At 67.6% G+C, this 15,253-nt stretch carries 13 protein-coding genes and 2 pseudogenes; 8 read left to right on the top strand and 7 right to left on the bottom strand.

Annotated features, from left to right (window positions below; all coding sequences use genetic code 11):
- Window positions 1–212 precede the first annotated feature (212 nt).
- From MF407_RS14700 to ilvA, 4 genes and pseudogenes are all read left to right on the top strand, one after another.
- Complete coding sequence (locus tag MF407_RS14700; RefSeq protein WP_239702751.1) at window positions 213–1,532, top strand: hypothetical protein; 1,320 nt, start codon at window positions 213–215, stop codon at window positions 1,530–1,532.
- Window positions 1,533–1,692: 160 nt separating this feature from the next.
- A pseudogene (locus tag MF407_RS15985) lies at window positions 1,693–2,190 on the top strand (DNA-formamidopyrimidine glycosylase family protein); the annotation flags it as partial.
- A gap of 188 nt (window positions 2,191–2,378) precedes the next feature.
- On the top strand, window positions 2,379–2,468 hold the full coding sequence (locus MF407_RS14710) for a hypothetical protein (RefSeq protein ID WP_239702926.1): 90 nt from the start codon (window positions 2,379–2,381) through the stop codon (window positions 2,466–2,468).
- Between the two features lie 154 nt (window positions 2,469–2,622).
- Window positions 2,623–3,843, top strand: a pseudogene (gene ilvA / locus MF407_RS14715) (threonine ammonia-lyase IlvA); the annotation flags it as partial.
- Window positions 3,844–3,983: 140 nt separating this feature from the next.
- Here ilvA and MF407_RS14720 read toward each other — a convergent pair.
- From MF407_RS14720 to MF407_RS14735, 4 genes are all read right to left on the bottom strand, one after another.
- A complete protein-coding gene (locus MF407_RS14720; protein WP_129626415.1) occupies window positions 3,984–5,138 on the bottom strand; it encodes an alpha/beta hydrolase-fold protein in 1,155 nt (384 codons plus the stop codon).
- Window positions 5,107–6,072 (bottom strand): hypothetical protein, encoded by a 966-nt coding sequence (locus tag MF407_RS14725; RefSeq protein WP_239702752.1) that lies wholly within the window; start codon window positions 6,070–6,072, stop codon window positions 5,107–5,109. The genes MF407_RS14720 and MF407_RS14725 overlap by 32 nt, the downstream gene beginning before the upstream one ends.
- Window positions 6,073–6,157: 85 nt before the next feature.
- Window positions 6,158–7,372: an ATP-grasp domain-containing protein gene (locus tag MF407_RS14730; protein ID WP_239702753.1), complete on the bottom strand. Its 1,215-nt coding sequence runs from the start codon at window positions 7,370–7,372 to the stop codon at window positions 6,158–6,160.
- Window positions 7,373–7,492: 120 nt separating this feature from the next.
- Window positions 7,493–8,305, bottom strand: a complete 813-nt coding sequence (locus MF407_RS14735; protein ID WP_141927291.1) for a hypothetical protein — start codon at window positions 8,303–8,305, stop codon at window positions 7,493–7,495.
- 229 nt (window positions 8,306–8,534) lie between these two features.
- Between MF407_RS14735 and MF407_RS14740 the strand changes: the two genes are divergently transcribed.
- From MF407_RS14740 to MF407_RS14750, 3 genes are all read left to right on the top strand, one after another.
- A complete protein-coding gene (locus tag MF407_RS14740) occupies window positions 8,535–9,725 on the top strand; it encodes a MarP family serine protease (RefSeq protein WP_239702754.1) in 1,191 nt (396 codons plus the stop codon).
- Between the two features lie 81 nt (window positions 9,726–9,806).
- Window positions 9,807–10,322 (top strand): peptidylprolyl isomerase, encoded by a 516-nt coding sequence (locus MF407_RS14745; protein ID WP_239702755.1) that lies wholly within the window; start codon window positions 9,807–9,809, stop codon window positions 10,320–10,322.
- Between the two features lie 68 nt (window positions 10,323–10,390).
- A complete protein-coding gene (locus MF407_RS14750) occupies window positions 10,391–11,179 on the top strand; it encodes a rhomboid family intramembrane serine protease (RefSeq protein WP_239702756.1) in 789 nt (262 codons plus the stop codon).
- A 77-nt stretch (window positions 11,180–11,256) separates the two neighbouring features.
- On the opposite strand, the gene MF407_RS14755 is transcribed toward MF407_RS14750, so the two are convergent.
- Complete coding sequence (locus MF407_RS14755) at window positions 11,257–11,982, bottom strand: DUF881 domain-containing protein (RefSeq protein ID WP_239702757.1); 726 nt, start codon at window positions 11,980–11,982, stop codon at window positions 11,257–11,259.
- Window positions 11,983–12,048: 66 nt separating this feature from the next.
- Between MF407_RS14755 and MF407_RS15990 the strand changes: the two genes are divergently transcribed.
- The gene (locus MF407_RS15990) at window positions 12,049–12,501 is read left to right on the top strand and encodes a cell division protein CrgA (RefSeq protein ID WP_239702758.1); all 453 of its coding nucleotides are present in this window, start codon (window positions 12,049–12,051) and stop codon (window positions 12,499–12,501) included.
- Window positions 12,502–12,705: 204 nt separating this feature from the next.
- On the opposite strand, the gene MF407_RS14765 is transcribed toward MF407_RS15990, so the two are convergent.
- Entirely contained in the window at window positions 12,706–13,326 is a 621-nt protein-coding gene (locus MF407_RS14765) for an aminodeoxychorismate/anthranilate synthase component II (RefSeq protein WP_239702759.1), read from the bottom strand.
- Window positions 13,327–13,351: 25 nt separating this feature from the next.
- On the bottom strand, window positions 13,352–15,253 hold the full coding sequence (gene pknB / locus MF407_RS14770) for a Stk1 family PASTA domain-containing Ser/Thr kinase (RefSeq protein ID WP_239702760.1): 1,902 nt from the start codon (window positions 15,251–15,253) through the stop codon (window positions 13,352–13,354).

The following is a 15,253-nucleotide window of genomic DNA, read 5'->3' on the forward strand; positions in this document are numbered from 1 at the left end:
GGAGCGACTCACTTCGTTCGTCCGCTCGCCTGCACCTTGACTGCGCGACGTCTCACACAGTCCGCTTCTCGTGGTGTGCGTGGTCGTGTCGGTCGCCTGAAGCTCTCTGTCCGCGGGACCTTTTTGACTGAGTCAGTCGTTCAACTGCGATCGCAGTGACGGGTTTTCCGCAACCGCTTGACCGGGTGCTGAGACGGCCTCATGCTCCAGGTATGCCTCGCACACTCCTCACGGTCGCAGCTGCCTGCGCGCTCGCGTTCTCCGTCTCTGCTCCGATGACGCACGCGTCAGCCGACACCCAGACCAACGAGGGTCGGTTCCACAAGACCGCCGCCACCCGGCTGATCGACACCCGCCTGTCCTCCGGTCCGGTCGCCAAGGGCGGATCGCTGCGTGTCCCGGTCGCTGGGACATCGGGTGTTCCGGCGGTCGGTGTGAAGGCTGCCGTCGTCAACATCACCGCCATCGACACCTCGGCCACCGGCTGGATCACCGCGTACGCCACCGGACAGGCAAAGCCGTGGACGTCCGCGGTCAACTTCGAGCGGGGCTGGACCGGAGCGACGACGGCAACCGTCCCGGTCGGTTCGGACGGATCGATCACGCTGTCACTCGGGAACGCGTCCGCGAATGTCGCCGTCGACCTGATCGGTTACTACTCCACTGCGGCCGACACCACCGAGCTCGGTTCACTGGCGCTGATCGCCGACGGGTTCCGCTTGAGCGATACCCGGCAGACCACCGGTCCGGTACCTGGCGGGGCGACGATGGTTCAGACCTTCCGGTGGGACAACCCGATCGCCAAGCCGACCTCCGTGGCGGTGAACCTCACCGCCGTGAAGCCCGAGGCGTACGGCTGGCTCACCGCCTATTCGGGCGCCACCGTTCCCAAGACGTCGTCGGTCAACTTCACCACCGGACGGACGGTGGCCAACTACACGATCGTCCCGGTCACCGACCTGGGCGGGGGCACCTACGGGTTCTCGGTGCACAACGGTTCGGCTGGCGCGACCGACGTGGTGGTCGATCTGCTCGCGGCCTACTACGACAACTCGAACGGCCTGGGCTTCGTGTACAACAACATGGCTCCGCGTCGCATCATCGACACTCGCGTGGGTATCGGTGCACCGAAGGCTCCGATCGGTCCTGACTCGGTCCTGGTCACTGCGCCGCCGGCCGACCTGTACGGACAATTCACCCTCGGGTTCACCGGCACGATCACCGGGGTCAAGCCCACCGCCAACACCTACATCACGCAGTACAGCGGGATGAACGCCGACCCCGGCACCAGCAACCTCAACCTCGTTGCCGGGCAGAACCAGTCGAACGGTTTCGGCACGACGTCCCGGATCGACGACCAGAACAAGCGGTACCTCAGCCTCTACAACCAGAGCGGTTCGGTCGACGTGGTCGAAGACGTCACCGGTCGCTTCGACGCCAGCCCCGAGTTGATCGCCAACTGGCCGAACCTGCCCGGTCTGACCCAGCCGGCCAAGGGATTCTCGGCTCCAGCACCGCGCATCGTGCGTTGACCCTTCTGCGAGGGCACGCCAAATGCATCAGGGAACTCCGTATACGCAGTTCCCTGATGCATTTCCCGTTCCTTCGTGCTCATAGGTTGGTGCGGTGCCTGAAGGACATGTGACCCACCGGATCTCCGGGATCCTGAACGACCGGTTCGCCGGTCACCCGGTGCGCTCGACCTCGCCCCAGGGACGCTTCGACGGTGCCGCCGATCTCGACGGACGCGTCTTCGAGCGGGCCGAGGCCTTCGGCAAACACATGTTCGTCGGGTTCGAACACGTCGAGGAGAAGGTCAACATCCACCTCGGCCTGCTCGGCAAGTTCTTCTTCGCTTCGCAAGTTGATCCGCCCGAGACCGGGGCCATCAGGTGGCGGCTGTCCACTGACCACGAACCGTTCACGATGGACCTGCGCGGTCCCAACGTCTGTCAGTTGCGTTCTCCGGCAGAGGTTTCCAAGATCACGGATGCTCTCGGCCCCGATCCGCTTCGGCTCGACGCCGACCCGGAGAAGGCCTGGGCTCGCATTCACCGATCGTCGTCGCCGATCGCAGTGCTCTGCATGGATCAGAAGATCTTCGCCGGCGTCGGCAACATCTACCGGGCCGAGGCGCTCTACCGGCACGGCATCGACCCCTTCATGGCCGGCAAGTTCCTGCGCCGCGCGGAGTTCGACGCGATCTGGGACGACTTCGTGGCGCTGATGCCGCTCGGTGTCCGCGACGGACGCATCGACACCGTCTACCCCGAGCACACGCCGGAGGCGATGGGTCGCCCCCTCGGGTCGACAAGCACGGTGGCGAGGTCTACGTCTACCGCCGCGAAGGTCTGCCCTGCCTGGTCTGTGGGACGCCGGTGTCGCGCAAGGAGGTCGGCGCCCGCAACCTGTTCTGGTGTCGCATCTGCCAGCCACGTTCGCGTCGCCGCACCGTCCGCCCCGCCTGAGCCCGCGAACCTACTACTTTTCACCGATCCCACGAGGTCTGCCTCGGTTCGCGCAGAAATAGGGGGTTCGCGGCGTTCAGTCTGCGGGATGGTCGTCCGCCATACGGGATGCTCGGCGTACGCTTTTCGCATGTCCGTGCCGTCCGTGACCCGCTCCGACGTCGAGGTTGCGCGCGAGCGTCTCGACGAGGTCGTCGTCCGCACGCCTTTGCAGTACTGCGAACGCTGGTCGACTGCGCTCGGTGCCACCGTGCTGCTCAAGCGTGAAGACCAGCAGCCCGTCCGCTCGTACAAGATCCGTGGCGCGCTCAACGTGATCAGCCAACTCAGCGAGACCGAGCGTGCCGCCGGTGTCGTCGCCGCCAGCGCCGGCAATCACGCGCAAGGTGTGGCCCTCGCCTGCGCCGATCTCGGCGTCCACGCCCGCATCTACCTGCCGACCAACACCCCTCGCCAGAAGCGCGACCGCGTCGCCGCGTTCGGCAAGGGTTTCGTCGAACTCGTCGTCGGCGGGGAGTCGTACGACGATGCTGCGGCCGCTGCCAAGCTGGACGCCGAGCGCACCGGTGCGACCCTCGTCCCCGCGTTCGACAACCCGCAGGTCGTCGCCGGTCAGGGCACCGTGATCGCCGAGGTCGTCGACGAGCTCAAGGGCGCGCCGGACGTCGTCCTCGTCCCCGTCGGTGGCGGCGGTCTGCTGGCCGGAACTATTGCCGCACTGGGTGATTCACCGACCAGGATCATCGGGGTCGAACCCGCAGGAGCCGCCAGTCTGGTCGCCGCGCTGGCAGCCGGGGCGCCCGTCACGTTGGATGAGTTGGATGCGTTCGCCGACGGCACCGCCGTCCGTCGTATCGGCGATGTCACGTTCCCGATCATCGCGGCTGCGTCGCCCGAGGTCGTCACGGTCGACGAGGGTGCCCTATGCGTGGAGATGCTCGCGCTCTACCAGACCGAGGGGATCATCGCCGAGCCGTCAGGTGCGCTTGCTTCGGCCGCTCTGGCGCAGCTGGAGGTCGAACCCGGCCAGACCGTCGTTGTCGTCGTCTCCGGTGGCAACAACGACGTCTCCCGCTATGCCGACGTGGTCGAACGCGCGCTGGTGTACGAAGGCCGCAAGCACTACTTCATGGTCGAGTTCTCCCAGGAACCCGGAGCGCTGCGCCGGTTCCTGGACGACGTCCTCGGCCCGGACGACGACATCTCGCTCTTCGAGTACGTCAAACGCAACAACCGCGAGTTCGGACCGGCGCTCGTCGGCATCGAGCTCGGTTCGGCCGAGGACTACGAACCGTTGCTGAAGCGCATGGATGCTTCCCCGCTGCGCATCGAGCACCTCCCACCCGACAGCCCCCTGTTCGGCTTCGTTCTCTGAGCCCAGCACATCTCGCGATGGCTCCGGCGCCGGCGCGGGTGGACCGTCGCCGCTGGTTGAGCCGCGAGGATGAGCTTGCGATTCCTCGCGTGCCGAAACCAAGGTGACCGTTCACGAGCACCCAGCCCACCCGTGCAGTTCTACTCGTAGAAGTACTGCGCCGATCCGGGGTAGATCCAGCTCAGACCCTCACGCAAGCGGTCGCGCCAGTCCTCCCACGAGTGACCGTCGCGTGCTTCGGAGTAGCGCACGTCCATCCCGGTGCCGCGGAACACGTCGACCATCGACCGGTTCGGCACGATCAGCGGCTCGTAGATGCCGCAGGACTGATACATCCGGTCGACGACGCGGCGCGGTTTGGCACGGTACCGGTTCATGAACCGCACCACCGGGTCGAACGCAGGCCCGCCGCCGTGCTCGTTGCCGATGTCGGTGAACACGAACGAACCCGACTGCACCAGAAGGGAACCGAAGAAGTCGGGGTAGCGGTACGCAGTCGACAGACTGGCAATGCCGCCGAACGAGGCACCCATCAGGCAGCGTCCGGCCGGCGTGCCGAGCAACGGCAGTTCACTCTCCAGTCGGGGGATGAGCTCGGAGTGCAGGAAGCGCGCGTGTTGCGCACTGTTGGCGTACTCGCGCGTCCGATCGCCGGGGTTGGTGAACGCCACGATCGTCTCGGCCATGTCGCGGCGGTGGATCAAGTTGTCGAGCACGTTCTTCATCGCGGCAAACTCCAGGAAGTCGTCGCCGTCATGCACGACCAGCAGGGGGTAACGGTGCGTGGTGCTGAATCGCGCGGGCAGGTAGACGCGGCAATGGGATTCGCGACGCAGCGCACCGCTGGCCTGGCTCAGTTCGAGCAGCTCTCCCGGACGTGAGTCGGGATCGAACCGAGCCCACTCCGGCTCGGTGTAACCGGTCGCCTGGCACACCGACGACGAGCCCACCGGACTGTGCGCGAGTTTGGGATTCAGCGGGTCGTTGAACCGTTCGTAGTGCTCTGCGCGACGTACCTCTATCTGATACTCCACCCGAGACCCGGCCGGCAACTCCATGATCGTGAACCACAGGCTGGTGTTGCCCAGGCGCTTCATCGGCACGCGGTCGGGCTGCCCGACGATGCGGTGGCACACCCACACCTCGTCCACGCCGTCGTCTTCGCCGCCACGGAAGAGGAAGGTGCACTTCGGTCCCTCGACGATCGGCACCTGGTGACGCTGCAGGAACCGGTCGATCCGGCTCTCGTCCAACGGCTTTCGCTCACGCAGTCGGTTGATTGCCAGCTTGCGCATCGTCACCTCCCACAACCTGCATCGGACGCATGATGCCGGCATCGTCGATCACCGGGGTGTCGGCCGGGAGGGTGCCGTCCGAACCGATAACGACGCGCGCGCCGGGGTCGAGCGGGATGCACGTGTTGGGCGCGAACCGGCGGGCCAGCAGCCCCAGGTTCTGCTTGTCGTTCGTCCGCAACCGCTGCTTCGCCGACGGGAACACCGTCACCTCGGGCAGCAGACCGAGGCCGTGGTCGAAGACCTCCGAGCAGCCAGGTCCGCGCACCGCGTGCTCGTCGAAGAGCACGACCCGTGAGGTGAGTGCCATCGCGCCGGCCGACCACGCGATGATCGGAAGCCTGTGTAAGCCAACGGCATTCACGTTGAACAGGTGCAGCGCGTCCAGTAGTTCGACGATGTGTCCGCCGGTGATCACGACGGCCGCGGCGTCCGACATCAACTCGGCGACCTCGGCGCGGTGTTCGGCGACTGACGGCCGCTCGTGCGGCGGGAAGTCGCTGTAGAAGCGTCCCTGGATCTCCGCGACGCGGCGGATGTGCTGCTTGTCCATGCCGCGCAACACGTTGACCGCGTCCTCGACGGCGAGTTCACGCAGCGCTGCCGAACCGGAGGTCCGGTGTCGTAGTTCGTCCAGGAACTGCACGATGTGCGAGAGCCCGAGCTGGTAGTTCTCCTGCAGTTCGAGCAGTTGCGAGCGCCGGGCACGGTGCGCGGCGGCGTACTCCGGGTCGGACCCGAACACCTGCTGCATCCGGTGCCACAGGTGCAGGTTCCGCGACCGTCCGCCCAGGTGCCGGTCGAGCTCGGAGTCGTCCTTCTCCCGCTCCTGCCACCCGGCGGTCACGGTCGCGAACGGACCGCCCAGGCCGAGCGAGGACACGAGCTTGTCCAGGGATGGCCGCCGCTGCGGCCCCAACAGAACGACGGTCATCGCGCAGCACACCCCGAGAATCCGCGTGAGTTGGTGCCCTTCGCCATGCCCGGCGAAGGGCACGAACTCACGCCGATTTCAGCGGTCACTGAGCGCGCACCTGGACGATGCGTCCGATGTCGTCGAGCACATCGCGTAACGTGTCGAAGTCCCTGTGCCGCAGGCGCATCCACGCGTTGGCCATGTAGCCGGCTTCGATCGGCTGGGTGCCCTGGCCGATCGGCAGGTGCTCGTCGATGAGCAGCGATCCGTACTTGCTGCGCACCTCGTCCAGACCGTCGATGTGGGTGATCACGCCGTCCCGGTCGGGGCGCAGGGCGATGATGCCGGACGCGTACTGCCGACTCGGCACGTGCCACACGCGTCCGTGCACGATGGCATCGGCCCATGCGCGGAAGATGTCGATGTCGTTGCCCGCCGAGTACAGATCCCAGCAGCCGACGCCCGGTGGACGCGCGCCGATCTCGCTGAACCGCAAGCCTTTCGGGCTGACGAAGTACTCCATGTGGGTCGCGGACGTCTCGATGCCGAGGGCGGCGTTGACCCGCTCGCCGAGGTCGCGCAGGTCGGCGTAGAGACCACCCTCGTCGACCCTGTTCGTCGAGATGTACTGCGGGCTGATCCAGCGGGTGCGCATCGCCTCGAGCACGCCGGGGTAGTAGTGGCAGGCGAAGTCGAGCTTGATCTCGCCGCCGACACTGACGGTGTCGTAGAACCCCTCGTGCCCCTCGATGAACTCCTCGACCGCGACCGACGGCATGTCACCGAGCGAGTCGAGCACCGCCGCGAGCTCGGTGTCGTTGCTGACCTTGTGCGTGCCCGCCGCGCCTGCCCCATCCCGCGGTTTGATGATGATCGGGTAGCCGTTCTCGGCGGCGAACGTCCGGACCTCGTCGGCGCTGGATGCACCGGTCGACGCAGCCGTCGGCACCCCCGCCTTGCGCAACGCGTCCTTCATCGCCGGCTTGTCGCGGCACAGGTAGGTGGTGTGGACGCTGGTGCCCGGGATGCCGTGACGTTCCCGGACGACCGCGGCCGGCAGCGTGTGGGACTCGATCGTCGCCTCGAGCGCGTCGACCCAGACCAGGCTCTGGAAATGTGAGACCCCGGCGGACAACTGGTCGACGTCGGTGACCGAACCGACCTGGTAGTAGTGGTCGATCCAGCCCTGCAGCTCTTCGTCGAGCCACTCCCAGGGCGTCTCGCCGACGGCGAAGACGGTCGCTCCGACAGCCTTGAGGGCGCGCGGGAACTCGCGCTGGTTGCGCGGGAAGTTGGGTTCGACGAAGACGACGTTCACGCGTCCGAGCCTAGCCAGCTACCGTGCGGTCGGGCCGGTGCGGGCACGACGAAGCCCCCGGGCGAACCGGGGGCTTCGATCGGTGGGCCCGGTGCCGGCTCAATACCGACAGTGCCTACGTCAGTGACGGGAGATGCCGTCGGTCTCGGACGAGACCGGGTTCACCTTGTCGGTGTCGGCAGCAGCGGCCTGGGTGGCGCGCACCGTGGCCTGCGCCTGGCGACGCTCCTGCTTCTTCTTGTTGTTGTCGTAGATCAGGAATCCGCCGGCGGCCACGCCCGCGAGACCCAGCACGATCAGGACGGTGCCCTTCTTCTTGCGCTTCTTCGCAGCGGCCGGGACGACCTTGTCGACGACGTCCTGCGCCTGCGGCGGGAGGGCGAGGTAGGCCTGGGTGGCCTGGTCGCCTGCGCGGTGGCCGGCCTGCTGCGCGGTGGCGGCAGCGGTCGCGATCGCGGTCTGGATGCGCGGCATCCACTCGTCCGAGAACAGCGAGTGCGCCTGGTCACGGGTCAGCCCCGCGAACTCCTGCAGCTTCTCGCCCTTGTTGTCGGCGTGAGCTGCGTCCAGCGCAGCAGCCTTGGCGGCCTCGAACTTGGGCGCAGCAGCCTTCTTGGCGTCCTTGATCTTCGGCGCAGCAGCCTTGCGCGCGTCCTTGTAGGTGGACGCGGCCGTGGCGGCAGCGGTCGCAGCGAGCGGCGCTGCGGCTTCCTTGGCGCTGTGCAGTTTGGGCGCAGCGGCGTCGCGGGCGGCCTCGACGCGCGGGGCGACAGCCTCCCTCGCGGCTTCGACCTTCGGTGAGTTAGCGGCGGCCTCGTTGGCCTTGTCGAGCGCAGCGGTCAGGGCAAGGGACGCGGCGGACTTGAAGTCACGGACGCCGTCCTTGGCCTTGTCGGCCGCCTTGTCGGCGGGCGAGGGGTTGATCCTCAACACGTGTGTCTCCTTTTCCCATGAGGGTCGGGCCCTCGGTCTTCCCATGAGGGTCGGGCCCTCGGACTGTTTTCCACCCTAACGAGCCGAGCGGGCCGATAGGTCGGCGCCGGTTGACGAAGTACGTCACATCGGCGGCTGTCTCGTCGGCGGAACCGCCGCGGTGCGCCCGGCGTTCGACAGAGAACGGGTGTTCGGCCCACCCACCCCCGGCAGGCCGAAGGTGAGTGACATGGCCGCAGGAACCCTGGACGTCTTCCTGGTGATCATGCTGTCCTGCTACGCCTTCGTCGGCTGGCAGCGCGGCGGCATCACCGGCATGCTCGGGCTCGTCGGCCTCATCCTCGGCGGGATGATCGGCTTCCTGCTGGCTCCGCATATCGTCTCTCTCGCGACGCTCACACCCACGCACCAGGCGCTCACCAGCGCCTTCATCATCATCGTCGCGGCGCTCGTCGGCCAGGTCTCGGTGGCGACGATCGGCGAAAGACTGCGCTCGCGGCAGCGCGTCCGTGCAGTGCGCGTCGCTGATTCGATCGCGGGTGCGATGGTCGCAGTCGTCTCGGTGGCGGTCGGCGTCTGGTTGGTCACCGGCGCTGCCCGCACCCTGGTCCCCGAGCGGGCCTCGAACGCCATCGCCGATTCACAGGTGCTCTCCGGTCTGGACGCAGCGATGCCCTCCGGCGCCGATCGGTGGTCGGCGTCCCTGCGCAACGAACTCGACCGCTCCGGTTTCCCCAGGGTGTTCGAGCAAGCCGTCGAACCCGACGTCCCGGACGCCCCGGCAGACCCCGGTGTCGCCCGCACCGAGGCAGTCGAACGCGCGTCCCGGTCGATCGTGAAGATCGCCACGGCGCCCACCGAATGCGGCGGGCAGTACGGCGGGTCAGGGTGGGTCCAAGCACCCGGACGCGTGGTCACGAACGCACACGTGGTGGCCGGCTCCGGGCCGGTCACCGTCCAGGTGCGCGGCGAAGGCGAGCGGTTACGGGCGACCGTGGTGATGTTCGACCCGCGGGCCGACCTGGCGGTGCTGGACGTGCCCGATCTGAAGGCGCCGGCCCTGCCGATGACGTCCACGCCGCTGCGCCCGAACACCGACGCGGTCATCGCCGGCTATCCCGGTGGCGGCCCCTACCGGGTCATCTCGGCGAAGGTGAGCACGCCGCTGCAGGCCCGCGGCCACGACATCTACGGTCAGCCCGGTGTCGACCGGTCGGTGTACGCCGTCAACGCGCCCGTGCGTCCGGGCAACAGCGGCGGTCCGATGCTCACCGCCGACGGACGCGTGGCCGGCACCGTGTTCGCTCGTTCGAAGAGCGCCGGCGACACCGGGTACGTCCTCACCAACCAGATGCTCACCTCGCGCCTGGGGTCGGTGGGGTCGTCCTCCGTTCCGACCGGCGCATGCGCGATCCGATGAGTGCGCGGCGGCGAGCGGGGCACCGAAGATCACCCGCGGGCGACCGAACACGACGGTCGCTCAGAACCTAGACTCGGCCGCATGAATGCAACGCTGCACACCAACCACGGCGACATCAACGTCACGCTCTTCGAGAACGACGCGCCGAACACGGTCAAGAACTTCGTCGGCCTCGCCCAGGGCTCGCTCGACTACAACGACGACGCGGGTCGCAAGAACCCTGAGCCGTTCTACGACGGACTCACCTTCCATCGCATCATCCCCGGCTTCATGATCCAGGGCGGCTGCCCGCTGGGCTCCGGCGTCGGTGGCCCCGGTTACACCTTCGACGACGAGATCTCGCCCGACCGCAACTTCAACTCGCCCTACATCCTCGCGATGGCCAACGCGGGCAAGCGCGGCGGCAAGGGCACCAACGGGTCGCAGTTCTTCATCACCGTCGCCCCCACCACCTGGCTGCAGGGCAAGCACACGATCTTCGGTGAGGTCGCCGACCAGGAAGGCCGCGACGTCGTCGACAAGATCGCCGCCGTCCGCACCGGCGCCCAGGACCGTCCGGTCGACGACGTCGTCATCGAGAAGGTCACCGTCAACTGACGGGCCGCATGACACAACAAGGCACCACACAGCCCACCTGCCCCCGTCATCCGGGGCAGGTGGCTTACGTGCGCTGCCAGCGCTGCGAACGTCCGACCTGCGCCGAGTGCCAACGCCCGGCGCAGGTCGGCGTCCAGTGCGTCGACTGCGTCAAGCAGGTCGCGAAGGCGAACCCGCGCGCGGTCAGCCGTCCCACCGACGGCAAGCCCATCGTCAGTTACGCGCTGATCGGACTCTGCTCGCTGATCTGGCTCGGACAGTTGGTGTCCGAGCGGGTCACCGACGAGATGTTCTTCGCGCCGGTGCTCGGTGCGTCCGAACCGTGGCGCTTCATCACCGCAGCGTTCGTGCACGCCTCGCCGTCGCCGATGCACCTGCTGTTCAACATGTACGCGCTCTGGCTCACCGGGCAGTACCTCGAACCCATCCTGGGACGCGCCCGCTTCCTGGCGCTGTTCCTGATCTCAGCGTTCGGCGGGTCGGTCGGCTTCGAGGTGCTCGCCGCCCTCGACATCCCGCGTGCGGACGCGTGGTTCCAGGGCACCGTCGGCGCGTCCGGTGGAGTGTTCGGACTCTTCCTCGGCGTCGTCGTGCTCAATCTCCGGCTCAAGCGCGACATCACGCCGATGCTGATCGTCCTCGGCCTCAACGCCGTGTTGTCGTTCCTGGTCTCCGGCATCGCCTGGCAGGCCCACCTGGGCGGCGCGATCACCGGCGCCGCCTGCGCCGCAGTGCTGAACCTGCGCGACCGCAAGCTGCACTGGCCCGGCCTCGCCGCGATCGTCGTGGCGCTCGCCGCCCTCGCCTGGCTGGCCACCAAGTGGGTCCCGGCCGCCTGGGTCAACCCCATCGTCTGACCACCATCTCGCGAACCTACTGCGCACACCCAGTGGGCTCGACCGAGAAGGAGTAGGTTCGCGGGCTCGGAAGCCGGCTACTTCTTGGTGGTCTTCGCGTAGCGCAACTCGGTGGTGCCCTCGAAGGGCGGGAACGTTTTGTTCGAGCCGTTCTCCACCTCGTACTTCACCCCGACGCGGTCGACGAAGTCGCGGTAGTTCGCGACGTCCGGGTCGTCCTTGAGCGCCTTGCGCAGCTGCGCCTGGTCGCCCATCGCGGTGATCTTGAACGGCGGCGAGTAGACGCGTCCCTGCAGGATCAAGGTATTGCCGACGCAGCGGACGGCCGAGGTGCTGATCACCCGCTGGTCCATCAGCATCATCGCCTTCGCGCCGCCACGCCACAGCGCGTTGACGACCGCCTGGACGTCCTGCTGGTGCACGACCATCCAGTTCAGGTTGGAGCCCTCGGGCAAGGTGGCCGGGTCACGCTTGGAGTCGTCGAGCGTGACGGTGACGGTGTCGCCGGTGATCGCGGTGAAACCGGCCCGCGGAGCCAGGGAGTCGGCCTGCTTGGCCAGGTTGGATGCCGTCGCGCCTGCGCCCGAGCGCTTGCTCAGCGCATCGACCTCACCCTGCAACCGTTTTGCGGTGGCGGCCTGCCCGGCGACCCGCTGGTTCGCCGCGAGCACCACCTGGCTGAGGTCGCGCTGACCAGGCCGCAGATCACTTCCCTCGCTGGTCGATGCGCTCACTCCGAACAGCAACCCCGCGCTCAGGGTCACTGCGGTGACCACGAGCGTCCAGGGCGAGCGGCGAGTCATCGATGAACCTTCGGGACCGGGTGACTTAGGCTTCTAGCCTAACCGCCGCACCGACCGGGAGAAGATGTGAGCAAGTCCAAGAAGCCGTCCGAGGAACCTGCGAAGGACTCCGTGACCGAAGAGGTCATCGAGCTCGACGCGGTCGAGGGTGCCGACCGCACCGACGAGGACGCGAAGGACGGCACGCTCGGCGTCGCCAACAAGACCAAGGCGGAGCGGGACGCGGAGAAGGCCGAGGCCCGACGGGAGTCCGAGCGGGAGGCGCTGCGCCGACGCACCACGCCGCAGCCGGTCAAGCTCGACGGCGGCAAGAACCCCAAGTGGTGGGTGCCGACGATGCTCAGCCTGATGGGTGCCGGTCTGCTATGGCTGGTCGTGTACTACCTGTCGACCACCATGGAGCCGAACGCCAAGGGCGAGCGCCCCACGTACCCGATCCCCGCGCTGGAGAACTGGAACATGGCGGTCGGTTTCGTGTTGATCATGGCCGGTTTCATCATGACCACGAGATGGAAGTAGTTGCTTCCACGGACTGAGCACCACGCATCGATGCCTCCGGACGACTCCGGGGGCATCGATGTTTTGTCGGACATGAGTTCGAAGTTACATCGATGTAGTTATCCCCAGCTGTGAACAATACTGTGGATAAGTAGGCATGGTTATCCACACATGGTGCAAATGTTGTGGAAAGTGTCGTCTGTGACGACAGTGGCGCGCGGCGGCTCAGTGGACGAGCGGGGCCAGCCCGGTCGAACGCTCGACGGCGTCCGTCATGCCGCACTCGGCGAGCCAGTTGGCCAGCATCCGGTGACCACCCTCGGTGAGCACGGACTCGGGGTGGAACTGCACCCCGTGCAGCGGCAGATCGCGGTGCTTGACCGCCATCACAATCCCGTTCTCGGTGCGGCCGGTGACGAGGAGTTCGTCCGGCACGGTGTCGGATTCGATCGCCAGCGAGTGGTAGCGCGTCGCGGTGAACGGCGAGGGCAGACCCGCCAGCACGCCGGTGCCGTCGTGGACGATGCGTGAGGTCTTGCCGTGCAGCAGTTCAGGGGCGCGGCTGACCACGCCGCCGTAGACCACACCCAGCGCCTGGTGACCCAGACACACTCCGAACATCGGCTGGGCCCGGTCGGCGCAGGCACGGATCATGTCCATCGACACCCCGGCGGCCTCCGGCGTCCCCGGTCCGGGCGAGACCAGCACCCCGTCGAACTCCGCCGCCTCGTCGGTGGTCACGGCGTCGTTGCGGCGCACATCGCACTGCGCACCCAACTGTTCGAGGTACCCGACGATCGTGAAGACGAAGCTGTCGTAGTTGTCGACGACGAGGATGCGGGTCATGCCCCGAATTCTAGGTCGGAAGCGGTCACCGGTTGGGCGGGGTTTGCGGGGTGGACGGCGTCGAGGGCTTGGGCGGGGTCGACGTCGGTGACGGCGGCGCCGTCGAGGTTGGTGACGGCGACGACGTCGGGCTGGACGTCGACGAAGGTGTGGACGTCGGGCTCGAGGTCGGCGAGGACGTGGAGCTGGTCGTCGTCGGCGGCGGCGGCGGCGGGTTGACCGTCACCGTCGAGGAGCGGGTGTAGACCGAGATCGCGATCCGGGAGTTCACCGCGACCTTCTTGCCGGCGTCCGGCACGTCCTGCACCTTGTCCCACAGGTCCGAGTTGGACGTCGGCACGGAGGTCGGCGGATCGGCCGGCTGCAGGTGCGCCTTCGCCAGTGCCTGCTGGGCGGCGAAGAAGTTCATGCCCTCCAGGTTGCCCGGCACGGTGACCTTGCCGCTGCTGAGCTTCAGCGTGATCGTCTGGGTCGGCGGCGCTGCGCTGTTCTCGATGGGGTCGGTGGACGTCACCTGTCCCTCGGCGTACTCGGTGTCGTCGACCCGGGTCGGATCAACGGCCACCTTGTCGAAACCGTTGTCGCCCAGGACCTTTCTCGCCTCCTGCTCGGTCTTCCCGACCACGGACGGCACAGTGCGCACGTTGGGACCACCGGACAGGTCGACGGTGACCGTCGATCCGGATTCGGCCTGCTCACCACCGTTCGGACGCTGCGCGACCACGGTGTCGAGGGTCGCGTCGCTGGTCACCTTTCGGAAACTGGGGACGAAGCCGGCGTTGCGGAGCGTCTGGTCGGCTGCCTGCTCGGTGAACCCGCGCACCGATGGCACCGAGGCCAGCTTGGTCTCGTCCTGACCGTTCATCACCAGGTAGCCGACGCCGAGGATGGCCAGCAGCGCGGCGATGACGGCTGCGGTCCACAGACCGACGTGATTCGGCCGCCGACCGCGGTCGGCGATCTCGCGGGTGCTGTCGCGGCGCGGTTGCTCCACCGGAGCGGGCGCCTTCGCGGCGGCGGCGGCGGCGCCACCGGCAGCCGCAAGGCTTGCGGTGGCCGCCGCCGAGACCGGCGTGTTCGTCCGGGCGTTCTGCAGATCGGCCCGGAAGTCGCCGGCGGTCTGGTAGCGACCTTCGCGCGGCTTCTCCAGCGAATGCATCGCGACGGCGTCCATCGGCTTGGGCACCGTCGGCTCGTAGGACGACGGGGGCGCCGGACGGTCGCTGATGTGCTGGTAGACCAGGCTGACCGGCTCACCGACGAACGGTGTTCTGCCGCAGAGCAGTTCATACAAGACGCAGCCCGCTGAGTACAGGTCGGAGCGTTCATCGACCTGGTCCCCCTTGGCCTGCTCGGGGGAGAGGTAGCGCGCGGTCCCGACGACGGCCTGAGCGGACGTCATGGTGGCGCCGACATCGGCCAGGGCGCGGGCGATGCCGAAGTCCATCACCTTCACCTGGCCGCCGCGGGTCAGCATCACGTTGGCCGGTTTGATGTCGCGGTGCACGATTCCGCGACTGTGCGAGTACTCCAGGGCCGACAGGATGCCCTGCGTGATGCGGGCGGCCTCGTCCGGGGACAGGTGACCCTCGGCGTTGAGCACGTCGCGCAGCGTGTCGCCGTCCACGTACTCCATCACGATGTACGGCACGTCGATCTCGGCGCCACCGGTCTCGGTGTAGGTCTCCTCGCCGGAGTCGTACACGGCGACGATCGCGTGATGATTCAGCCCGGCTGCCGACTTCGCCTCGCGCCGGAAACGGGTCAGGAAGGTGCTGTCGCGAGCCAGGTCGGAACGCAGCATCTTGATCGCGACCGGACGCCCGAGGCGCGTGTCGTGACCCAGGTGCACTTCGGCCATGCCGCCGCGTCCGATGAGTTCACCGACCTCGTAGCGGCCGCCGAGCAGGCGGGGAGCTTGCGTCAT

It is taken from the genome of Yimella sp. NH-Cas1 (assembly GCF_022359705.1).
Lineage (GTDB): Bacteria > Actinomycetota > Actinomycetes > Actinomycetales > Dermatophilaceae > Yimella > Yimella lutea.